Below are 20,710 nucleotides of genomic sequence, written 5' to 3'. Positions count from 1 at the left end.
GATCAGATAATCGCAAGGTTTGCGACGAGACTGCCTGCGGGCAGCCGGCGGGACTGCCGTCGACGGGTTCGTCGACGCAGCGTCCGACCTCCGTTTTGAGAGTGAAAGCCATGTTGAAGAAGCAATTGTTTGCCGACCGACTTCTCGCGCAGATGCCGTCGCTTCGCGCGCTGCGGTGCTTCGTGACGGCGGCGCGCTACGAGAGCTTCACTCAGGCAGCCGAGGTTCTGTGCGTGACGCAGGCCGCGATCAGCCGGCAAATCAAGGAGCTCGAGGATTCGCTCGACGTCGCGCTGTTCGAGCGCACCGGCCGGCATATCGCACTGACGGATGCCGGGCGGATTCTGTACAACGCGTCGTATCTGTCGATCATGAACATCGCCGAGGCGGCGGAGGCCGTGCGTCGGACCGACAAGCACGCGCTGATGGTCTGCGTGTCGCACACGTTCTCCGCGCTGTGGCTGTCGTCGCGGCTGCCCGCGTTTCGCGAGCGGTTTCCGGATATCCAGCTGCACGTGATCGTCACCGAGCATTTCATGGAGCTCGACGGGCTCATCGAGCCTGATGTGATCATCACGAAGAACCCGCCGCGCGAGCCTGAGTTCGAAGCCGAGCCGCTGTTCCACGACATCGTGTATCCGGTGTGCAGCCCGTCGTTTCACGAGCGGCATTTTCATGGCCGGTCGCTGAAGCCGCTGGATCTGCTGTCGAGCCCGACGCTGAACCTGTCGATGCTCGGCCGTGCGCAGGTGTGCGAGCACGTCGACTGGCGCGTGTGGCGCAATTGGTTCCAGCAGAGCGACGGCACCGATACACTGGCCGCGAACAAGTATCTGGAAAGCAACGACTACCGACTGCTGGTCGCGCAGGCCGAGGCCGGCGAGGGCACGCTGCTGGGCTGGCACCACCTCGTGCACCGGCAGATCGAAGAGGGTGTGCTAGTTCAGCCGGTTCAGGATGTCCTCGTGTTTCGTGACCGCCATCATTACCTGATCACGCACCGGAATGCGCACCCGCGCCCGGAGTACCGGCTGTTCCGTCAGTGGCTGCGCGACGAGGTCGGTATCATGATGCGCGGCTGGCTCGATGCCGGCGTCGAAATCGGTCGATAGCACGCTGCCCGGGTACCTTCGTCAACGCGGGCGAGTGGTTCGTGAGCGACGGAATGAGCAAAGTCGCTCGTGATAAGAGCCGGCGCTGGGCTTCGGTCGGGCGGCCCTCTGCTTGATAGGCGATACCAGACTTCGCTATCGGCAGCCTGATCCACTGGACCAGCCGCTCAAATCTCTAGTTGGGACGCGTCGAGACCGTTTCGTCGTTAAAGGTAGCGACGAGAAGGCATCGCAAACACGCGCACAAATCGGTGAGAACGGTGCGGATGATAGGGACCGTTGTGGGTTCAGAGTCGTTCGCGTCGTCCCAGAACCGCCCTTTGCGGTCGAGTGCCGATTGTGACGTCCGAATGAACGCGCCCGCGAGATAATGCAATTATCACTATGCTGCGATTGCCCGTTCAAACTTAGATTCCGCACAACGCGTGATTGCCACTGTCTGCGTCGCAGGGGAGTTGACACCGCGCTTCGCAAGCCGCGGCCAATGAAAACTTGCCATGCAAACGGTGACGCGTTCAATTCGGTCTACGGCTGTCACGCCAGTTACTCCACCACCTTGAACACGCGGTTCTTCGCGATGACACCGGCTTTCGGCACTTTGCCATCGTCCTCAGCGGCGGGCCGCAGATGCCGATCGTCGAGCGCCGGCCCCGTATAACGGCTGCGCGGCCGGATCACCCGGCCGACGCGCAACTGCTCGATGCAATGCGCGAGCAGCCCAACGCTGCGCGCGATCGCGAACAGTCCGAACGCCGCATCGCGCGGCAATCGAAGCTGCACCGACAGCATCGCGAGCGCGACATCGATGGTCGGGCGCTGGCCGGTGAGCGTCGTGACCTTGTCGACGAAGTGCGCGAGCTCAGGGGGCGGATCGAGTCGCGGGACCAGCGCGGCCGCGCGCGGATCGCCGTCAGGGTAAAGATGATGGCCGAAACCGGGAAGCGGGATCGCGGACTTCAGGTGATGATCGACGACGCGCTCGGCGCCCAATCGTTGCACGTCGGCGAACACCGCACGCACGCGTCCCGACGCGTCGCCGTGCAGCGGCCCCGACAGCGTCGCGAGCCCCGTCAGCAGGCAGCCTGCCAGCGCCGCGCCGGTCGATGCGGTGATGCGCGCGGCGAATGCCGAACTCGTGATCTCGTGATCGGCGACCAGAACCATCGCGCGGCGCAGCAGGTCTGCGCCATGGCTGTCGAGGCCCCAGCCGGCCGCGAGCCGCTGATGGGTGCAGAGCGGGCTTGCGCCGGCATCGTCATGCGCGCCGAACGCGCGTGACACGATCGCGACAAGCTGCCCTGCCTCGATGTGCAACGCGCTGTCGAGCCGGCCCAGCGTCGAATGGTCGTGTGCGGCCAGCGTCGCGAGCATCGTGAACGCGCATTGCCGATCGCGCTTGCCGGGCGGCAGCACGATCGCCGGCGCGTCGAACGATACGGGTGCGGTGGCCTGCCAAAGCAGCGCAGCCGTTTCCTCGAGCGTGGCGGTATCGGCAAGTTGAATGCTGTCGCGGCCGCGATACCACGCGCGGCCCTTCGAGAACGTGGTGATGCCGCTGTAGATGCACGGCTCGGCGCCGAAGATCGTGCTGGCCGCGAGCGCCGACCGCTTGCGGCCGACTTGTTTCTTGCGGCACAGCGCGACCACGTCCTCGGCGCGATACAGGCTCTTGCGTGGATCGTCGGGATCCTGCATCACGGCGATGCTGCCGCGGCTCGCGTACGCGTAGACCGTCTGCGCCCGTACACCGAGCCGCCGCGCCGCTTCCATCAGGGTGATCCAGTTCTGCATGGGGAGTCGTGATGAGGATGCGGCCGGTGCGCGGCCGCTTGCGCCGACTATAGACCGGGTTCAGTTGAATGTCATCTCGGCCGCGCGCCGCTCGAGCACCTCGACGAGGATGTCGCCGGGCGCGCGCACGAAACAGCCGCGCACGCCGGCGCGGATCCGCGTGACGGGCTGGACGATCTCGGCGCCGTTGTCGACCAGATGCGCGTAGGCCGCATCCAGATCCTCGACCAGCACGCCGAAGTGGTCGATCCCTTGCACGCGGGCGCCGTCCGGTACGATCGCCGAACGCGCGTGCGGCAGCGCCGTGATGAACAGGTTGATGGCGCCGATCCGCAGGTCGACGCGGCCCGGGCGCCGCACGATTTCGGCGTTCAGGCAGCGCGCGAACCACGCGGCGGTGGCCTCGGCATCAGCCGAGCAGAGTTGCAGATGATCCCATTTGAATTCGATCATGGTCGTGGTCGGTGGGTGCATGAGCCCCCGGAGGGGCCGATAAAGCGGTTGCATGGGGTCAGAGCTCGATGCGCGAGAGCTTGCCGAGCAGCACGGAGTACGACAGTGTGCCGACGAGGCAGATCGCGCCCATCAGGTTCAGCGCCCAGAAGAAGCTACCGGTGTGCTGGGTCACGTAGCCGATCATTAGCGGCGTGGTCACGGCCGCGATATTGGCCGCGAGGCTCGTGATGCTGCTGGTGAGGCCGACATAACGTTTGGGCGCGATTTCGGACACCGCCGCCCAAGACATCGAGCCGACGCCCTGCGCAAAGAACGCGACGGTCAGGATCGAGATTACCAACGCGTTCGAATGCACGAAGTTGACGAGCACGATCGATGCGCCGAGGAAGGTGCCGATCACGAGCGGCGCCTTGCGCGATGACGACATCGACACACCGCGCCGGATGCAAAGATCGGACAAATAGCCGGCGATCAGGATGCCCAGCGTGGCGCCGATGAACGGCATCGCCTGGAAGAAACCGACCTTGATCATCGACATGTGCCGTTCCTCGAGCAGGTAGGTCATGAACCAGGTCGTGAAGAACACCAGCAGCGTGTTGTTGCAGAACTTGCCGAGACAGATCGCGAGGACCTGCCGATAGCCGAGCAGACGCAGCGCCATGCGCCAGTCGAATGGATCGCGCGCGGTCACCACCGGACGACCTTCGGTGATGTAATCCAACTCGGCTGCGTTGACGCCGCGATGGCGCGACGGGTCGCGATAAAGCCGATACCAGACGACGCTGAACAGGACGCCGAACGTGCCTGTCGCGAAGAACACGGCGCGCCAGCCGAATGCCGACGAGATCCACAGCAGCAGGCCGGTGAAAAGCGGCGTGCCGATGTACTGGCCCATCACGTACACGCTCGTTGCGAAGCCGCGCTCCTGGACCGGAAACCACATCGTCACCACACGCGCGTTCGACGGGAATGCGGGCGCCTCGAGCGCACCCATCGCAAGCCGCGAGCCGAGCAACATGTGGTAGCCATGCGCAAGCCCCTGCGTCAGCGTCGCCAGCGACCAGCCGACGAGCGACAGCGCGTATGCCATGCGCGAGCCCAGCCAATCGGTGAGCACGCCCGCCGGCAGTAGCGCCATGGAGTAGGCGAGGCCGAACACGGCGAACAGCTCGCCCATCTGCACGCGCGTGAGCGCGAGATCCTTCGATAGTGCGGGCGCGACGATGCCGAGCGCCGAGCGGTCGACGTAGTTGAGGATCGTTGCCACGAGCAGCATCGACAGTACGCCGTAACGCACCCTCGAGCGTCTTGCGGCGCCGGCGTGTGCTTCGAGTCCGCCCATGGCCGAAACCTGCTCTTCTGCGGTTTTCAATGTCGTCTCCTATTTTTATGGGGGTTGCGCCGGCGCACTTGCCGTGTGCGCGCGTGCGGTCAGCCGCGTCCGACGAAGGGCATCGCGCTCGCCATGATCGTCATGTTCAGAATGTTGGCTTTGAGCGGCAGGTTGGCCATCTGCACGATCGCACTCGCGACATGCGCAACGTCGACGCGCGGCTCGGGCGCGATGCGGCCGTCGGCCTGCAGCACGCCCCGGTCCATGCGTTCGGTGAGCGAGGTCGCGGCGTTGCCGATATCGATCTGGCCGCACGCGATGTTGTACGGCCGGCCATCGATGGCAAGCGAGCGCGTGATGCCGAGGACGGCGTGCTTCGTGGCCGTGTACGCGATCGTGTTCGGGCGCGGGCTGTGGGCTGAGATCGAGCCGTTGTTGATGATGCGCCCGCCTTGCGGCGTCTGGCGCTTCATCTGGCGCCACGCGGCGCGTGCGCACAGGAACACTCCGGTCAGGTTGGTCGCGACCACGTCGTTCCAGAATTGCAGCGTGTAATCGTCGATCGGCACGGCGCCGGCGTTGCGGCCCGCGTTGTTGAACAGCACGTCGAGGCGCCCAAACGTGCGCGCGATCTGTGCGAAGCTCGCGTCGACCGATGCTTCGTCGGACACGTCGGTCGGAATCGTCGCTGCCACGCCACCGGCACGCTCGATGGTCTCTTGCGTCGCGAGTAGTGGATCGATGCGCCGGCCGAGCAGCGCGACGCTGAAACCTGCTTGCGCGAGCGCTACTGCAGCGGCCTGTCCGATGCCGGTGCCGGCGCCCGTCACCGCCGCGATTTTTTTTCCTATCTGCATTTTCACGACCTCGTGTTCGGTTCGTTGAGCATGAGAAAAGGATTGCGCGGCGGCGACGCCGCAGCAATCTTGATTCGTTCAATCAACATCAACTGCCCCGTCCTGACGGGCGCAAATCAGGGTTTTCCTGAGTTCGTGGCGGTGCCGCGCGCGCGCTGCCGCTGCCTCGCACGACGGGGATATGCCCGGAGGCGTTCGGGCCATCCGGCGGCGCGCACGGCCGTGCGGACATGTTGATCGAATCAATCAAGATTGACCCGCGCCGACCGCGATTCGTAGGCTGTGCTCCGTTATCCGAACCAAGGACGAGACCATGCCTGACAACAATCGCACCCAGCTGCTGGTTGCGCGACGCGTTCCCGCTACGGTGGCCGCACGCGCGGCAGCCGAATTCAACGCCTATGTGACGGACGCCGACATGGACGCCCCGTCCGTCGTCGAGTTCTGCAACCGCTATCAGACGCCGGCGGTGCTGATCGGCAAGAAATCAGGACTGCAGGCCGAGCACATTGCGGCATTGCCGTCGAGCGTGAAGATCATCGCGAACGCGAGCGCCGGCTACGACCACATGGATGTCGCCGCCGCACGCGCACGCGGAATCGTGGTCAGCAACGCACCCGACGCGCTGACCGACTGCACGGCCGATTTCACGATGCTGCTGATGCTGGCCGCGTGTCGGCGTGCGTCGGAGTACGAGCGCATCGTGCGGGCCGGATGGGGAAAGTCGTTCGGCATGACCGACATGCTCGGCACGCGCGTGAACGGCAAGACGCTCGGGATTGTCGGTTTCGGCCGGATCGGCCGTGCAGTCGCGCAGCGTGCGCGCGGCTTCGGGATGAAGATCGTCTATACCGACCGGCGTCCCGCAGCGCCCGAGATCGAGGCTGGCGCGCGCTATTACGGGGATCTCGACACGCTGCTGCCGCAGTGCGACGTCCTCACGTTGCATGTGCCCGGCGGCGGCACGCCGTTGATGACACGCCGCGAATTCGGCTTGCTGCATGATGGTGCGGTGTTCGTGAATGCGGCGCGCGGCAGTCTCGTCGACGAGGATGCGCTGTACGACGCGTTGACCTCGCATCGGCTGTTCGCCGCGGGGCTTGACGTTTATTGGAACGAGCCCAACATCGATCCGCGCTTTGCCACACTCGACAATGTGTTTCTGTCGCCGCACATGGCCAGTGCGACCATCGAGACGCGCGACAAGATGGGGCTTACCGCGCTCGACAATGTCGCGGCCGTGCTTGACGGGAGGAGAGCGCCGAACGCGCTGTGAGGACGGCGGCCGCGTGCGCTGGTCCATGCCGGGGTATCCGATCGCGGGAGCCCTGGCAGTCGGCGCGTCGTTACTTCAACAACCCGTGCGCTATCAGCACCTCGTGCGCGGCCCTGAACGGGCGGAGGCCATGCGGAATACCCGAATAAGCAGCCAGATGCACCAGCGTCGCTTTTGTCTCGTCAAGGGACGACGGACGCCCTGGCCGGTCAGCGCGGCGACATCGTCAGATGTGAAGAAGCGCCCGATCAGCGGCAGGCGGGGAGACATTGCCGTGTGCGGCGGACTACGCTGGACCGGCGTGTCGGTCGCGTCGGGCGCGACGACATTGACGGTGATGCCTCTCGGCTTCGGTGCACTTGCCGCGTTGTCCGTCGACCTGCTTGCGCTCGGCATCGGTGTCTCGCTCGACTATGCGGTGACCCCAAATACGACTTGTCGCCGCGCCTGATGAACGTGGTGCTGCCGATCCCGGGCAAGCGCGACAGCGATTCGTGCTATGCAGAGGTGCCGTTGACCGCCCGGGTGCTAGGCGGTCGCCGCGCGTGACCGGCCCATCTTATCCTGGGCACCGCTACCGATCTCCTGCGGTCGCCACCAGCGATTTCAGCTTCACGTCGACGTTTGCAATCGCCGCCGGCGTCACGTCGATTCCGTGTTCGACCAGCATTCTTGCCACGCGCATCTCCTTCACGAATCCCGCTGCGCGGCCGAAGCCGCTCGCGGCGACGAGCCGCGCACCTGCATCGAAATGGAAATGGATCTCCGCGTCGTCGCCGAGCACACGCGCGACCGTCCGCACGCCAAGTGCCGGTTCTCCGGCCACCTGCAGTTGCGCGTCGTATTGATCGGACCAGAACCACAGCATCTCGCGATACGGTTCGTCGGCGCCGAGCATGTTGCGTGCGGCGACGCGCGCCTGCGTTTCAGCGCCGTGCCAGGTTTCCTGACGCACGAGCCGCCCTGACGCCCTGCTCGGGAACACCGCGACATCGCCGGCTGCATAGATGCCGCGCGCCGACGTCTCGAGCCGCGCGTTCACGACGATCCCGCGTTCGACGACGAGGCCCGCGTCGCGCGCAAGTTCGTCGGCCGGTTCGATCCCGATGCCGGCCACCACCGTGTCGGCGATCAGCGTGTCGCCGTCGTCGAGCACGACGGCCAGCGCGCCGTCCGGCCTGCGCTCGATCGCGACGGGCCGGCGGTTCAGGCCGATCGCGACGCCTCGCGCCACATGCAGCGCATGCACGCGTGCCGCGATCGGCTCCGGCACGGCGCGCCCGAGCAGGCGCGATGCTGCATCGAGCACGGTCACGCGGCAGCCGCGCGAGCGTGCCGACGCCGCCACTTCGAGACCGATGAAGCCGCCGCCGATCAGCACGACGCGCGCACCGGGCACGAGCCGCGCGCCGAGCGCCGCCGCGTCGTCGAGCGTGCGCAATACGAATACGCCGTCCAGTTCCGCGCCCGGAATCGCGAGGCGGCGCGCGCGAGCGCCGGTCGCGAGCAGCAGCGCGTCGTAGTCGAAGCGGCGGCCGCCCGACACATGCAGCACGCGCGCCGCCGGATCGATCCGCTCGACCGTCGCGACGATCGGCTCGATGCCGTCGGCGCGCCACGCATCCGGATCGCGCAGCCCGCATTGCGCGGCGCTGCGCTCGCCGGTCAGCACACCCTTCGACAACGGCGGCCGCTCGTACGGCAAGTGCGCCTCCGCGCCGATCAGCACGATGCGCCCGCGCCAGCCGCACTCGCGCAGCACCTGCGCCGCCCGGCCGCCCGCATGGCCCGCGCCGACGATCGCCATCACCCGCTCGTTCGCCATCGCGTCACACCTCGATCAGGATGCGGCCGTCCTCGACCTTCGCGCGGTAGGTGCGCAGCTTTTCGCACGCGGGCGCCGACAGCGCCCGGCCGTCGCGCACGTCGAAGCGCCCGTTGTGCTTCGGGCATTCGATCACGTGATCGATCACGAGACCGTCCGCGAGATGCACGTGCTCGTGCGTGCACAGCCCGTCGCTCGCATAGACGTTTCCGTCGATCCGGTAGATCGCGTACGTGCGGCCGTCGTGGTCGAAGCGCGCGACGTCTTCGTCGTCGATGTCGTCGAGGGCGCCGGTGTCGATCCATTGCGTCATGATGTGTGTCTCCTGGGTTGGAATACGGGTGGCCGGTCACGCCCGCACCGCGTCCGGCACCGGCCGCACGACGAAATGGGACGGATCGCGCGTCTGCCGGACGAGCGCCGGCACGATCTCCGCGTATGCGGCCAGCGTGCTGCGGTACGGCGGCGGCATGTCGGCCTCCACGGCTTCGTGCAGTTTCGGCAGCGCGTGGAACGGCACCATCGGGAACATGTGGTGTTCGACGTGATAGTTCATGTTCCAGTACAGGAAGCGGAACACCGCATTCATCCTCACGGTCCGGCAGTTGCGCCGGTGATCGAGCACGTTCTCCGGCATGCCGGCGTGCTGCGTGAGGCCGAAGTACAGGTACAGCCACGCGCCGTAGAGGCTCGGCAGCCCGATGTACAGCAGCGGCAGGATCGTGTGCCAGTACAACGATGCGCCGATCACGATCGCATAAACGCTCAGATGAACGCGCGCCTCGCGCACGGCCTTCGGCCACTCCGACTCGGGCACGTAGGTGCGCTCCTCGTCGTCGAGCCGGCCCGCGCACGCCAGCACGACCATCTTGCGCAGCTCGCTCGCCACATGCTTGAGCGCAACCACGTTCAGCGCGAGCCCGAGCCAGTCGGTCGGCTTCGGTGCGGCGATTTCCGGATCGCGCCCGACGACCAGCGTGTCGGTGTGGTGCCGCGCATGGCTCCAGCGCCATACCGTCGCGCGGCGGAACACCTGGAACGACGCGATCTGGTACAGCACGTCGTTCATCCAGCGCGTGCGGAACGCGGTGCCGTGTCCGCACTCGTGCCAGCGCGAGTCCGCCGGGCTGCAGTAGAGCGTGCCGTACACGAAGAACGCGGGGATCGCCCACGCGGAATGCGCGCGCCAGGCGAGCCACGCGAGCACGCCGCTCGCGACGATCGCCGCGTACCAGATCAGCGTGTCGCGGATCGCACGCGCATCGTCGCGCTGCATCAGCTGCTTCATCAGCGGCCGCGGCACCGGGCACCGGTACCACTCGGCGTTGACGAGGCCCGCGGCCCGCGCACGCTCGGCGGCGCCGCCGATCATTCGGTATTCCTGACGGCGCGCCGCCGCGTTGCGGTCGTGCGCCTGGTCGTCCGTATGGGTCACGCGTGTCTCCTGGTTGTTCGTTTGCGGGAAGCGCGGCGAACGCTTCGCATGCGTTCGAAATTAGGCGACGGCCATGACCCGCTCAATCGAAACGTTGACGAAATTTCGCCATCGCTTTAGCGTTCCGGACAGCGCCACACCCCGCAGGCGACGACAGACAAACACGGAGACGACCATGGCCGACCCCACCGGTCCGCGCTGGCGCAAGCGCACCGCGCGCTTCGACGAGATCGCTGCGCTCGCCGGGGTCAGCACGACCACCGTCGACCGCGTGCTGAACGAGCGCGGCAGCGTGTCCGCGCAGGCGCGCGAGCGCGTGGTCGCGGCCGCGCGCCAGCTCGGCGTGCCGCGCCAGTTGCCCGACACGCGGCACGGGCTGCTTCACGTCGACGTGCTGCTGCCCGACACCGACGCGCCGTTCTTCCGGCGGCTGCAGCTGGCGGTGCAACGCTCGCTGCAGATGCTCGACCGGCGCGTGGTCGTGCACCGGACCATCCTGCCCGCCGCGGACGACGAGCGCGCGGCCGCGCTGATCGAACGGCCCGCGTACCGGCGCGCGGCACTGATCGTCACCGCGCGCGACACGCCGCGCGTGCGCGACGCGCTGGCCGGCGCGATCGCGCGCGGCGAGACCGTCGTCACGATGGTCACCGACATCGGCGGCGTCGACCGCGTGCACTACGCGGGCATCGACAATTACCGCGCCGGACGCACGGCCGGCTACTACATCGGCCGCCTCGCGGCGCGCCCCGGCCGCGTGCTGCTGCTGGGCGGGCGCATGGGCTACCGCGCGCACGCCGACCGGATGGCCGGCTGCATCGACCAGTTGCGGGAAGCATTTCCCGATCTCCGCTGCGACGACGCACCGATCGAAACGCTCGACCAGGACGATCGCTGCTACCGCGCGGTGACGAACGCGCTGCACGCGCCCGACGACATCGTCGGGATCTACAACAGCGGCGCCGGCTCGGCCGGCATCGAGGCCGCGCTGCGCAAGGCGGGCGCGGCCGGGCGTGTCGTCTGGATCGGGCACGAGATGATCGACCTGCACCGCGCCTACATCGAAGCCGGCTCGATGGACATCGCGATCGACCAGGATCCGGACGGCCAGGCGATTTCCGCGCTGCAGCACGTATTGCACGCGTGCGGCATCGTCGAACAGCCGCCGCCGGGCGACCCGGTCGAATTCCGCGTGTTCTGCTCGGCCAACGTGCGCACCAGCGCGTACCTGCCGGCCTGACGCCCGCCGCGCATCGCGCGGACGCGCGCCGCAAAAAAAATCGACCGCCGCATGGGCGATTTTTCGTCAACGTTTGTCATGCAGGCCGCGCCGCACGCTCGTACATTTGGCAGCCATCCAGAACAGGAACGGATGGAGACGATGGCTGAAGCGATCCTCATCGGCGTGAACCTCGACGGCGTGCTCGAACACGACGGCCTGCCGCTGCCCACGCCCGCCGAGCGGTTCCGGATGATCGCTGCCGCCGGCGTGTTCGACTACGTCGAGAAGAACCCGGTGCGCGGCGAGGACCTGTCGCCGTACTTCGCGCTCGTCGACCGGCACGCGCTGCCGATCCGCGTGATCGGCGGCATCTGGTGCGCCGGCCGCGACGAAGCGCACGTCGCGGAGATCGTCGACGCCGGCGCGCGGTTCGGCAGCACGGTGCTCAATTGCCAGCTGTATGCGCACCATGCGGACGGCCATCCGCTGTCGGACCGCGAAGTCGCCGATTTCTACCTGCGCGCATACGAACGCGGCGAGCCGGTCGGCTGCCTGCCGAGCCTCGAAGTGCACGTCGACATGTGGAGCGAGGATTTCATGAGGATCGCGCGCGTCGCGCAATGCGTCGAGCAAACAGGCGTGCCGTTCCGGATCACGCTGGACCATTCGCACCTGCTGTTCAAGATCGGCAATCGCCCCGAACTCGATGCGTCGGGCCTGCGCGGGCCGGTCGACAGCGTGCGGCAGCTGCTCGACCCGGCCTCGCCGTCGGCCGTCTACGCCGACTGGATCGCACGCGGCTGGGTCCGGCACGCGCATGCGCGCAGCGTGATTCCGAACAATCCGGAGAACCGCTGGATGCGCCGCGCGGACGGACGGCCCGGCCGCGGGATCCAGTACCCGTTCGTCGAACCGGTACCGGGCGCGTATCACGGCGAATGGCGCGCGGCGCCGCTCGACACGTGGAAGACGGCGCTGCGGCACCTGCTGCAGTGGCAGGTTCACGCGCGGGCGACACGGCTCGAACAGATCAGCTGCGAGTTCATCCCGTTTCCCGACTACGGTGGCGGCGCGCGCTATTCGATCTTCGACAACAACGTCGCGTGCGCGCAATGGCTGCGCGACACGTGGCGCGCACTCGCGGCGCAACCGGCGGATGCGCCGGCCGATCCCACAGCGCGCGAGCTCACGTAATCCTGCCTAGCCCCACTCGACACCGAGGAAAGAACGATGACGCAACCCGCCTTTCATTTTTCGCTGAACCGGATGAGCGCGCCGCGCCTGCCGTTCGACCGCTATGTCGCGCTGTGCCGCCGGCTCGGCATCGACTCGATCGAGATCCGCAACGATCTCGACGGCGTCGAGATCACCGACGGCACGCCGGCTTCGGCCGTGCGCGCGACGGCCGAAGCCGGCGGCGTGACGATCCTGACGATCAATGCGCTGCAGCGCTTCGAGCAATGGAATGCCGAGCGCGCGGACGAAGCGACGGTGCTCGCCGACTACGCCGCGCAATGCGGCGCGCGCGCGCTGGTGCTGTGCCCGACCAACAGCCACGGCGACACGCGCGACGCCGACGCACGCCATGCCGATCTCGTGAACGCACTGAAGGCGCTCGGGCCGATCCTCGCTGCGCGCGGCCTGCTCGGCTTCATCGAGCCGCTCGGCTTCGAGGAGTGCGCGCTGCGCCGCAAGTCGGACGCGGTGAAGGGCATCCATGCAGCGGCCGGCGAACGGGTATTCCGGCTCGTGCACGATACGTTCCACCATCACCTGTCCGATGAGGACATCTTCTTCCCGAACCTGACGGGCCTCGTGCACATCTCGGGCGTCGACGAAAGCGATCTGCCGGTCGACCGGATGCGCGACAGCCATCGCGTGCTGGTCGGCGGCGCCGACCGGCTCGGCAATATCCGGCAACTGCGCGAGTTGCTCGCGCGCGGATATCACGGCGCATTTTCGTTCGAGCCATTCGCGACCGAAATCGCGGAAGCGGACGACATCGAAGACCGGCTGCGCGCCAGCATCGAATATATCCGCGAGGAGCTGGCCGCTCGCTGAGCGTCGCGACGGCATGGATCGGCGGCGCGGCCGGTGCGTGCCGCGCGCTCGCGACACGACGGAATCAACAGGAGAACGGCATGATCGAATTCGCTTTGTTCGGTGCGGGAAGAATCGGGAAGATTCACGCGGCGAATCTCGCGCGCCACCCCGGCGCGAAACTCAAGTACGTGATCGACCGCCATGCGCCGTCGGCCGACGCCCTCGCGCTTGCGCACGGCGCGCAGGTCGCCGATGCCGAACGCGCGCTCGGCGACGCGGCCGTCGACGCGGTCGTGATCGCGTCGAACACCGATACGCACGCAGACCTGATCGTCGCGGCGGCAAACGCGGGCAAGGCGGTGTTCTGCGAGAAGCCGGTCGATCTGACCGTCGCGCGCTCGCGCGAATGTGCGGAGGTCGTGCGCCGCCGCGGCGTGACCTGCATGATCGGCTTCCAGCGTCGCTTCGATCCGACCTTCGCCGCACTGAAGGCGCGCGTCGAGCGCGGCGACATCGGCGCGCCGGAAATGCTGATCGTCACGAGCCGCGACCCGGGCGCGCCGCCCGTCGACTACATCCGCAGCTCGGGCGGCATCTTCAAGGACATGCTGATCCACGACTTCGACGTGTTCCGCTGGATCCTGGGCGACGAAGCCCAAACGCTGCATGCGACCGGCAGCTGCCTGACCGATCCGGCCGTGCGCGACGCCGGCGACATCGATTCGACCGCGGACACGATCCGCACGCGGCGCGGGTTGCTGTGCCAGATAAACACGTCGCGCCGCGCGGCGTACGGCTACGACCAGCGCTTCGAGCTGCTCGGCAACAACGGGATGCTGCAGGCCGGCAACGTGCGGCCGACCGAGGTCACCGCATGGTCGGCGAACGGCATCGCGACCGACGTGCCGGAGCCGTTCTTCCTCGAGCGCTACCGGCACGCGTACGCGGCCGAGATCGCGCACTTCGTCGATGCGCTGCGCGACGGCACGGCACTCAGGACCACGATCGACGACGGGCTCGCCGCGCTCGAGCTGGCCGAGGCCGCGATGACATCGTGGCGCACGGGGCGCGTGGTCGAGCTGTAATGGACGCGGCGGCGGCCGGCGGCGACACGTCACTGTGGCCTTGTGGCACTGTCGGCGCGAACCCGATACACAGGATCCGGCGGGTGGTTGGGGCGGCTCGCCGGATGGCTTGCTGGAGAACGCGCGGCGGAGCCGTGAAAGAAACCGTGCCATTACGCAGCGATCGTCCATTCGAACTCCGGTTCCGCACAACGCTCGGCAGTTGGCTGCTAGCGGCCCAGGGGAGCTGCTACTGATCTTGGTGACGCTGGGCGCTGTGACAATTTAAATTCGCTGCGTCTTATATGAGCAGCAGTTCGGCCCACGCACGCGAGGAGCGAGTGCATCCGACGTTGCAGGATGGGCGGCTAAAGGCGATTGTGAGGGATCAGCACGGTGTTCGACGCCAATGCTTACGAGCTCTGCGTCATCGCCGTCTACATGGGGTACTTCGCGAAGCTGCTGAGAATTGACTTCAACACCAATCGAGCCGAAGCTTTTGATGTTATGTCGATTGGGTTGCGCGACCGGAACGGAACGTAGCTTCCGACATTCGAGCCGGGAGCACATCTACAGATAGCGATTCCCTCTGTCGACGGGCATGGTTGGCATATCCGTCACTATTCGTTAAGCAACATGACCCTGAACCAGAATTTGGTCCCGGCTGGACGCGGAGATTTCCGACTCGTGAGGCTGGCGCAATTTCCGTCCCAGTCTTAGCTGGAAAATTCCGGCTCTTCGGGGCGGGCCGAACCGGCCCGATCGGCGCACTGGCGGGCGAATTCCGCCGGTGTCATCCACTGCGGCGCGGAGTGAGGGCGCGCCTCGTTATAGTACTCGCGCCAGACTTCAATTTTGCGTCTGGCGTCCTCGAGCGACAAGAACCAGTGTGCGTTGAGGCATTCCTCCCGAAAACGTCCGTTGAAGGTCATGTGGCGTCTCCCATGATTTCATGGGTTGTCGCCACCCAGATGCCACGAGCCGACCAGGAACCGCCAGCACGACGCGAGAAGAGTGGCAGACTACGAAGACAGGCGCCCGCCTGCCGGCATGGTGTCGCACCGGACGGACCGCGGCTTCTTCAGAAGCCGAAAAGACGCTGCGGATTGTCGACGAGTATCAGCTTGCGGGTGGATGCATCGGGAACCCATTCGGCCAGCCTGTTCAGTCCGCCCCCATCATCGATGTCGCGCGGCGGCGCGACATCCGTCGGCTTGCGGCCGGCCACGGGTGCGCTGCCCGGATGAGGCCAGTCGCTGCCCCACAGTATGCGCTCGGGATTGGCCGCCACGAGTGCCCGGGCAAACGGCGCGATGTTGCGGTAATCGGGAAGGTCGTCGGACGAGTAGTAGGGCCCGGAGATCTTGACGTATATCCGGCCCGAACGCAGCAGGTCCAGCACCATTGGGAATCCCGGCTGGTCCAGCGAAGCGGACGCGTCAAGGCCGGCGAAGTGGTCGAGGACGAGTGGCACGGGCAGATCCGCGAGCTGCGTCTTCAGCGCATTGAGGACGGGCAGGCGTGCATACGTTTGCAGGTGCCAGCGCAGGCCACTGATCTGGCGCGAGGTCGCCGCGAAGCGCCGCACTGCTTCGGCGGGATCGACGTCGGCTGTGAGCCCGAGAAACACACGGACCGCGCGTATCCCGCCGGTGTCTAAGCGTTCGATCTCCTCACGAGAGGTGCTGCCGTTGATCAGTGCAACGCCGCGTGCGCGATCCATGCCCAACTGGGCGATTGCGTCCACCGTCACGCGGTTGTCGGTGCCATACGGCGATGGCGTGACGATCACCGCGCGCCCGATACCAAGCGCCGAATGCAGCCTGCGCAGATCGGAGGCCGTCGCGGGCGGCGCGCTGTAGGTTCGCTTTGCGGCATAGGAAAAGCGCGCCGGGTCGAATACGTGGCAGTGCGCGTCGCATGCGTGTGCGGGCACGGCAAAGTCAAGCTTCGTTCGGACGGTGGGCGCGCCGGTCCCGGTCGCCCGCGCAACACTTCCCGTTGCGGCCAGAGCAAGGGATGCACCGAGCTTGAGGATGTCACGGCGGGACAAGGAGGGGTTTGTCATGGGACAGTTGCGGCTGCGTTGCATGAATGGGTCAATCCCGCGGACGGACCTGCCGACGTGCCAAGAAGGACGCCAGGCAGAAAGCCACGGAGCGGCGCACGGATAGGGGGCCGGAAGCGGATCATGCATGCGGCAGGCGTCCTTTCGCAGCAGTTTGCGAAAGGACGGGGTCTAACCGGCCGCCAGCCGGTACCGGTGCGGATGCCGATGCGGAAGGCTGCATCAGGCGGCGCGGAATTCCTCGCTGGCGACTGTCCACGCGAGGGCCTGTTCGCTGAGGCTGAAGCCGAGGCCCGGGCGGTTCGGTACATACATCCGGCCACCCCGCAGTTCCAACCGTTCGTTGAACAGCGGCTCCAGCCACTCGAAGTGCTCGAGCCACGGCTCGTTCTCGAACGCGGCGGCCAGATGCAGATGGATCTCCATCGCGAAGTGGGGCGCGAGTCTTAGGCCCTTCAGGCTCGCGAACTGCATGATCTGCAGGAACGGCGTGATGCCACCGACGCGTGGCGCGTCCGGCTGGACGAAGTCCGCGCCGCGCGCCTCGATCAGTTGCGCGTGTTCACCGAAGCTCGTGAGCATTTCGCCCGTGGCGATCGCCGTGTCGAGCGACACGGCCAGCGCGGCATGCCCCTCGAAATCGTACGCATCTAGCGGCTCCTCGATCCATGTGAGCTCGAGTTCTTCGAGCCCGCGGCAGGCGCGCTGCGCCTTCAGGCGATCCCACTGCTGGTTCGCGTCGACCATCAGTGGGAAATCTGGGCCCAGCAGTTCACGCACGGCCGAAACACGCCGGAAGTCTTCGTGCAGGTCTGGCTGGCCGACTTTCAGCTTGATGCCGCCGATGCCGCTTTCTCGGGACCGTTTTACGTTTTCCAGTATCTGCTCAAGCGGCGTGGACAGGTAGCCGCCCGAGGTGTTGTAGCACTGCACCGAGTCTCGATGCGCCCCAAGGAGCTTCGCGAGCGGCAGGTTCGCGCGTTTGGCCTTCATATCCCACAGCGCGATGTCAAACGGAGCGATGGCCTGCGTGGTCAGGCCGCTGCGGCCCATCGATGCGCCTGCCCACAGCAGCTTGTTGAAGATTTTTGCAATGTCATTCGGATCCTCACCTATTAGCGCGGGTGCCAGTTCCTTCGCATGGGCGAACATGCCGTGGCCGCCAGCTCGTTTCGAGTAGCCGAAACCGATGCCCGAGTGTCCCTGCTCGCTGCGCATCTCCGCGAAGATGAAGGCGATTTCCGTGAGCGGCTTTTGCCGGCCTGTGAGTACCTTTGCGTCGCTGATGGGCGCCTCGAGCGGCAAGAAAGTCAGCGACACCTTGACCGACGAAATGCGGTCGGTCGTCGCTTCGCCGGGTTGCAGCGCCGCGAGCGCCTGGGAGTTGAATGTTTGTGTTTGCGTGGACATCCTCGAATCTCCGGGCAGAAATTTAGCGGCTCAGTTCGTCAAGACTGAGACGGTGAATCGTGGGTACGATGAAGAGGTACGCGAATGCTGCGATCAGGCCGTGTGCACCCACATACAGCAGGGCGGAGTTAAATGAGCCGCTCGCATGCAGCAGGTAGCCGATGATTACGGGCGTCACGATGCCGGCGACGTTGCCAAGCGCATTGAATACGGCGCCCGTCACGCCGACCATTTCGCGCGGCGCGGTGTCGGCCACGACGCTGAAACCGAGGTTGCCAAAACCCTTGCCAAAGAACGCGAGGCTCATGACGGCCACCACAATCCACGGCGTGTCGATGTAGTTGCACAAGATCATCGAGGAACTGAGCAGCACGCCCGTCACGATGGGGGTCTTGCGTGCTACGGTGAGTGAGCCGCTGCGCCGCAGCAGTGCGTCCGAGGCGAAGCCAGAGGCGATCGCGCCGATCAGGCCGCATAGCGCGGGAATCGACGATACGAACCCGGCCTGCAGGATGTCGAAGCCGCGCTGCTTGACGAGGTAGATAGGGAACCACGTCACGTAGAACCAGGTAATCGCGGAGACGCAGTACTGGCCAAGGAACATCCCGAGCAGCATGCGGCTGCGAAACAGCAGGCCGATTTCAGCTATCTGCGAACGTTGCGCCTCGCCCGTGCGCGCACGGCTGCGGCTGCGCAGATCCACCAGGCCACCACCGTCGCGGATATACGAAAGCTCGGTTTCCGTCAGGCGCGGGTGGTCAGTCGGCAGGAAATAGTAACGGGACCACAGCGCTGCGATGACAAAGCCCACGCAGCCCATCGCGATGAACACGTACTGCCATCCGAGGGCGTAACACACCCAACCCATGAAGGGCGTGAATACGGCCAGCGAGAAGTACTGCGCGCTGTTGAAGATGGCCCCAGCGATGCCGCGCTCCGAAGATGGGAACCACGAGGCGATGACCCGCGTCGAGGCCGGTCCGACGGGCGACTCTGCCACGCCGAGCAGGAAGCGCAATGCCAGCAGCAACGGGAAGATCACACCGACGAATTCGACCAGTCCCATGCAAACGGTGAAGGCTGACCAGATCGCGACGGCCCAGAACATCGACTTCTTCGAGCCGATCCGGTCAGCGAGCCACCCGGACGGGATCATGAACAGCACATAGGCCCAGCTGAATGCCGAAAACAGGTATCCGATCTCGATGGTTGTAATGCGGAGTTCACGGCCCATATCCGTGCCAGCGACTGAAAGTGCTGCCCGGTCCCCGCTGCTCAGCGCGAGCACGATCGTGATCAGCGCCAGCATACCGAAGCGCCACCGGCCGCGGGCCGCGCCAGCGGCGTCTACGCCTGAGATGTCGGCCGCAGGCGGCCAGGTTCTTTCGTTACCGCTCATAGAACGTCTCCATGATTATTTTCAAATGCCTTGCCGTTCGGCGGATCGGCTCCGCGGCGTGGCGCGCACCGATCTGCCCCGCAGCTTGCATGCCGCCAGCGCTTCGCTGCCGAGGCCCGATGACAACGCTTTCATATGACAGCGTTTACACAGCGTAGAAATGCGGTAATCTCAAGTCAACGACAGATCCGTGCTCAACGGCGCGATTCTGGCGACCAGACCCAGATGATGGAAATCCGGCGCGATGCCGGGAAGATACGACGACCCAACCTGATGGCCGACACCTTCGACAATCCTGATGCACTGCTAAATTCGGCGACGCGGCCGGCGACCTTGCGCGATGTGGCGGAACTCGCCCGCGTGTCTTTCGTGACGGTATCGCGCGTCCTCAACCACCCGGAAAAGGTGTCCGTGAGCACCGCGAAGCGCGTGCGCGCGGCCATCAGGAAGACGGGCTACGTGCCGAACCTGCTCGCGGGAGGGCTGGCCATGCAGCGCAGCCGGCTAGTGATCGCGATCATTCCGACGTTTGCGCACCGCCCATTCATCAGCACGCTGACCGAGCTGGGTCTCGCGCTCGAGAAAGGCGGCTATCAACTGCTGGTGTGTCAATCAGGGTACTCCGGTGACCACGAGGCCTCGTTGGTCGAGTCCATTTTGATGCGCCGTCCGGATGCGATCGTCCTGACGACGCCGCTTCACAGCAAGCCGTTGAAGTCGATGCTGAAGCGACGCGGGATACCCGTGGTCGAAACGTGGCAGTTGCACGAGCATCCGGTGGATGCGCAGGTCGGGTTCGATCACGTCGCGGTCGGGCGCGCGATGGGTGAATTCATGGCGCGCAAAGGTTACGGTGCAGTCGGCCTGATCTGGAGCGGGGACGTCCGCGCGCAGCTGCGCCGCAAGGGATGCGTGACGGCGCTTGCGGGAGCGGGCGTCAAGGTGGTCGGAACCGAAATCGTCCCGGTTCCGGTGAGCGTGCGTGACGGCCGGCGAGCTTGCTCGCGATTGCTCGACGCGCGGAGGAAGCCCGACGCAATGATCTGCAGTATCGATCTGCTCGCACACGGCGTACTGATCGAAGCGCAGAGCCGTGGAATCGAGGTGCCTCGCGGACTGGCCATCATGGGTTTCGGCGATCTGGAACTGTCGGCGGATCTCGAGCCGCCGCTCACGACCGTGCGCGTCGATGCGCGAAAGATCGGCGCGTGTGCTGCCGCCATCCTATTGCGGCGTCTCGGCAGCGAACCGGCTTACGCCGATGCCGACAGTTCCGTCGATGTCGGGTTCGAGATCGTGCCGCGTGGGACCGCATGACCGGCGGGTGTTGCATCGACCGACGGGATGGGGTTCCATATTCTGGAACAGCTGTTCGGGAAACGTGAAGTGTTCCGTTGCCGCACGGGCGTCGCGAGCAGA

The 20,710-nt window shown here is 66.0% G+C and carries 17 protein-coding genes and 2 pseudogenes; 8 read left to right on the top strand and 11 right to left on the bottom strand.

Going from position 1 to position 20,710, the window contains the following annotated elements:
- The first annotated feature begins 110 nt into the window (after positions 1-110).
- Entirely contained in the window at positions 111-1,112 is a 1,002-nt protein-coding gene (locus HWX14_RS16335; RefSeq protein ID WP_151062668.1) for a LysR substrate-binding domain-containing protein, read from the top strand.
- A gap of 543 nt (positions 1,113-1,655) precedes the next feature.
- Here the strand turns inward: HWX14_RS16335 and HWX14_RS16330 are convergent.
- The 4 genes from HWX14_RS16330 to HWX14_RS16315 all read right to left on the bottom strand — a co-directional run bounded on the left by HWX14_RS16330 (position 1,656) and on the right by HWX14_RS16315 (position 5,549).
- Entirely contained in the window at positions 1,656-2,903 is a 1,248-nt protein-coding gene (locus tag HWX14_RS16330) for a citrate synthase (RefSeq protein WP_151062669.1), read from the bottom strand.
- A gap of 60 nt (positions 2,904-2,963) precedes the next feature.
- Complete coding sequence (locus HWX14_RS16325) at positions 2,964-3,356, bottom strand: VOC family protein (protein WP_151062670.1); 393 nt, start codon at positions 3,354-3,356, stop codon at positions 2,964-2,966.
- Positions 3,357-3,414: 58 nt separating this feature from the next.
- On the bottom strand, positions 3,415-4,701 hold the full coding sequence (locus HWX14_RS16320) for an MFS transporter (protein WP_151062714.1): 1,287 nt from the start codon (positions 4,699-4,701) through the stop codon (positions 3,415-3,417).
- Between the two features lie 89 nt (positions 4,702-4,790).
- Positions 4,791-5,549, bottom strand: a complete 759-nt coding sequence (locus HWX14_RS16315; protein ID WP_151062671.1) for an SDR family oxidoreductase — start codon at positions 5,547-5,549, stop codon at positions 4,791-4,793.
- 313 nt (positions 5,550-5,862) lie between these two features.
- Between HWX14_RS16315 and HWX14_RS16310 the strand changes: the two genes are divergently transcribed.
- Together HWX14_RS16310 and HWX14_RS36535 are read left to right on the top strand one after the other, a co-directional pair.
- Positions 5,863-6,825 carry a D-glycerate dehydrogenase gene (locus tag HWX14_RS16310; RefSeq protein WP_151062672.1) on the top strand — a complete coding sequence of 321 codons (963 nt, stop codon included), beginning with the start codon at positions 5,863-5,865 and terminating at the stop codon, positions 6,823-6,825.
- 343 nt (positions 6,826-7,168) lie between these two features.
- A pseudogene (locus tag HWX14_RS36535) lies at positions 7,169-7,374 on the top strand (aquaporin family protein); the annotation flags it as partial.
- Positions 7,375-7,399: 25 nt separating this feature from the next.
- On the opposite strand, the gene HWX14_RS16300 reads toward HWX14_RS36535, so the two are convergent.
- From HWX14_RS16300 to HWX14_RS16290, 3 genes are read right to left on the bottom strand one after another with little or no spacing between them, the layout of a single operon-like run.
- A complete protein-coding gene (locus HWX14_RS16300) occupies positions 7,400-8,650 on the bottom strand; it encodes an FAD-dependent oxidoreductase (protein ID WP_151062673.1) in 1,251 nt (416 codons plus the stop codon).
- 4 nt (positions 8,651-8,654) lie between these two features.
- Positions 8,655-8,963, bottom strand: coding sequence for a non-heme iron oxygenase ferredoxin subunit (locus HWX14_RS16295; RefSeq protein ID WP_011657860.1), 309 nt, complete (start codon positions 8,961-8,963; stop codon positions 8,655-8,657).
- 36 nt (positions 8,964-8,999) lie between these two features.
- Positions 9,000-10,022 (bottom strand): fatty acid desaturase family protein, encoded by a 1,023-nt coding sequence (locus tag HWX14_RS16290; RefSeq protein WP_233629511.1) that lies wholly within the window; start codon positions 10,020-10,022, stop codon positions 9,000-9,002.
- Positions 10,023-10,260: 238 nt separating this feature from the next.
- On the opposite strand from HWX14_RS16290, the gene HWX14_RS16285 reads away from it, so the two are divergent.
- The 4 genes from HWX14_RS16285 (at position 10,261) to iolG (ending at position 14,435) form a co-directional block, all read left to right on the top strand.
- On the top strand, positions 10,261-11,325 hold the full coding sequence (locus HWX14_RS16285) for a LacI family DNA-binding transcriptional regulator (RefSeq protein ID WP_151062675.1): 1,065 nt from the start codon (positions 10,261-10,263) through the stop codon (positions 11,323-11,325).
- A gap of 141 nt (positions 11,326-11,466) precedes the next feature.
- The gene (locus HWX14_RS16280) at positions 11,467-12,501 is read left to right on the top strand and encodes a xylose isomerase (protein WP_151062676.1); all 1,035 of its coding nucleotides are present in this window, start codon (positions 11,467-11,469) and stop codon (positions 12,499-12,501) included.
- Positions 12,502-12,537: 36 nt separating this feature from the next.
- The gene (locus HWX14_RS16275; protein ID WP_151062677.1) at positions 12,538-13,368 is read left to right on the top strand and encodes a TIM barrel protein; all 831 of its coding nucleotides are present in this window, start codon (positions 12,538-12,540) and stop codon (positions 13,366-13,368) included.
- Between the two features lie 80 nt (positions 13,369-13,448).
- A complete protein-coding gene (iolG, locus tag HWX14_RS16270) occupies positions 13,449-14,435 on the top strand; it encodes an inositol 2-dehydrogenase (RefSeq protein ID WP_151062678.1) in 987 nt (328 codons plus the stop codon).
- Positions 14,436-15,130: 695 nt separating this feature from the next.
- On the opposite strand, the pseudogene HWX14_RS16265 reads toward iolG, so the two are convergent.
- The 4 genes and pseudogenes from HWX14_RS16265 to HWX14_RS16250 all read right to left on the bottom strand — a co-directional run.
- Positions 15,131-15,343: pseudogene (locus HWX14_RS16265) on the bottom strand (transposase); the annotation flags it as partial.
- Between the two features lie 152 nt (positions 15,344-15,495).
- On the bottom strand, positions 15,496-16,482 hold the full coding sequence (locus HWX14_RS16260) for an amidohydrolase family protein (RefSeq protein WP_170297407.1): 987 nt from the start codon (positions 16,480-16,482) through the stop codon (positions 15,496-15,498).
- A 222-nt stretch (positions 16,483-16,704) separates the two neighbouring features.
- The gene (locus tag HWX14_RS16255; protein ID WP_151062680.1) at positions 16,705-17,892 is read right to left on the bottom strand and encodes a mandelate racemase/muconate lactonizing enzyme family protein; all 1,188 of its coding nucleotides are present in this window, start codon (positions 17,890-17,892) and stop codon (positions 16,705-16,707) included.
- A gap of 22 nt (positions 17,893-17,914) precedes the next feature.
- Positions 17,915-19,291 carry an MFS transporter gene (locus HWX14_RS16250; protein WP_151062681.1) on the bottom strand — a complete coding sequence of 459 codons (1,377 nt, stop codon included), beginning with the start codon at positions 19,289-19,291 and terminating at the stop codon, positions 17,915-17,917.
- A 273-nt stretch (positions 19,292-19,564) separates the two neighbouring features.
- On the opposite strand from HWX14_RS16250, the gene HWX14_RS16245 reads away from it, so the two are divergent.
- Positions 19,565-20,608, top strand: a complete 1,044-nt coding sequence (locus HWX14_RS16245; RefSeq protein WP_170297408.1) for a LacI family DNA-binding transcriptional regulator — start codon at positions 19,565-19,567, stop codon at positions 20,606-20,608.
- Positions 20,609-20,710: the final 102 nt, after the last annotated feature.

It is taken from the genome of Burkholderia sp. BCC0044, from assembly GCF_902832955.1.
Classification (GTDB): domain Bacteria; phylum Pseudomonadota; class Gammaproteobacteria; order Burkholderiales; family Burkholderiaceae; genus Burkholderia.
This window is presented reverse-complemented; position numbering and strand designations above follow the sequence as displayed.

Excerpts from the sequence above, each read along its gene's own strand:
- HWX14_RS16245 (WP_170297408.1), top strand. The coding sequence starts at position 19,565 with ATGGCCGACACCTTCGACAATCCTGATGCACTGCTAAATTCGGCGACG.
- HWX14_RS16295 (WP_011657860.1), bottom strand. The coding sequence starts at position 8,963 with ATGACGCAATGGATCGACACCGGCGCCCTCGACGACATCGACGACGAA.
- HWX14_RS16330 (WP_151062669.1), bottom strand. The coding sequence starts at position 2,903 with ATGCAGAACTGGATCACCCTGATGGAAGCGGCGCGGCGGCTCGGTGTA.
- HWX14_RS16280 (WP_151062676.1), top strand. The coding sequence starts at position 11,467 with ATGGCTGAAGCGATCCTCATCGGCGTGAACCTCGACGGCGTGCTCGAA.
- HWX14_RS16250 (WP_151062681.1), bottom strand. The coding sequence starts at position 19,291 with ATGAGCGGTAACGAAAGAACCTGGCCGCCTGCGGCCGACATCTCAGGC.
- HWX14_RS16320 (WP_151062714.1), bottom strand. The coding sequence starts at position 4,701 with ATGGGCGGACTCGAAGCACACGCCGGCGCCGCAAGACGCTCGAGGGTG.
- HWX14_RS16325 (WP_151062670.1), bottom strand. The coding sequence starts at position 3,356 with ATGATCGAATTCAAATGGGATCATCTGCAACTCTGCTCGGCTGATGCC.
- HWX14_RS16290 (WP_233629511.1), bottom strand. The coding sequence starts at position 10,022 with ATGATCGGCGGCGCCGCCGAGCGTGCGCGGGCCGCGGGCCTCGTCAAC.
- HWX14_RS16285 (WP_151062675.1), top strand. The coding sequence starts at position 10,261 with ATGGCCGACCCCACCGGTCCGCGCTGGCGCAAGCGCACCGCGCGCTTC.
- HWX14_RS16335 (WP_151062668.1), top strand. The coding sequence starts at position 111 with ATGTTGAAGAAGCAATTGTTTGCCGACCGACTTCTCGCGCAGATGCCG.
- HWX14_RS16315 (WP_151062671.1), bottom strand. The coding sequence starts at position 5,549 with ATGCAGATAGGAAAAAAAATCGCGGCGGTGACGGGCGCCGGCACCGGC.
- HWX14_RS16260 (WP_170297407.1), bottom strand. The coding sequence starts at position 16,482 with ATGACAAACCCCTCCTTGTCCCGCCGTGACATCCTCAAGCTCGGTGCA.
- HWX14_RS16300 (WP_151062673.1), bottom strand. The coding sequence starts at position 8,650 with ATGGCGAACGAGCGGGTGATGGCGATCGTCGGCGCGGGCCATGCGGGC.
- HWX14_RS16255 (WP_151062680.1), bottom strand. The coding sequence starts at position 17,892 with ATGTCCACGCAAACACAAACATTCAACTCCCAGGCGCTCGCGGCGCTG.
- HWX14_RS16275 (WP_151062677.1), top strand. The coding sequence starts at position 12,538 with ATGACGCAACCCGCCTTTCATTTTTCGCTGAACCGGATGAGCGCGCCG.
- iolG (WP_151062678.1), top strand. The coding sequence starts at position 13,449 with ATGATCGAATTCGCTTTGTTCGGTGCGGGAAGAATCGGGAAGATTCAC.
- HWX14_RS16310 (WP_151062672.1), top strand. The coding sequence starts at position 5,863 with ATGCCTGACAACAATCGCACCCAGCTGCTGGTTGCGCGACGCGTTCCC.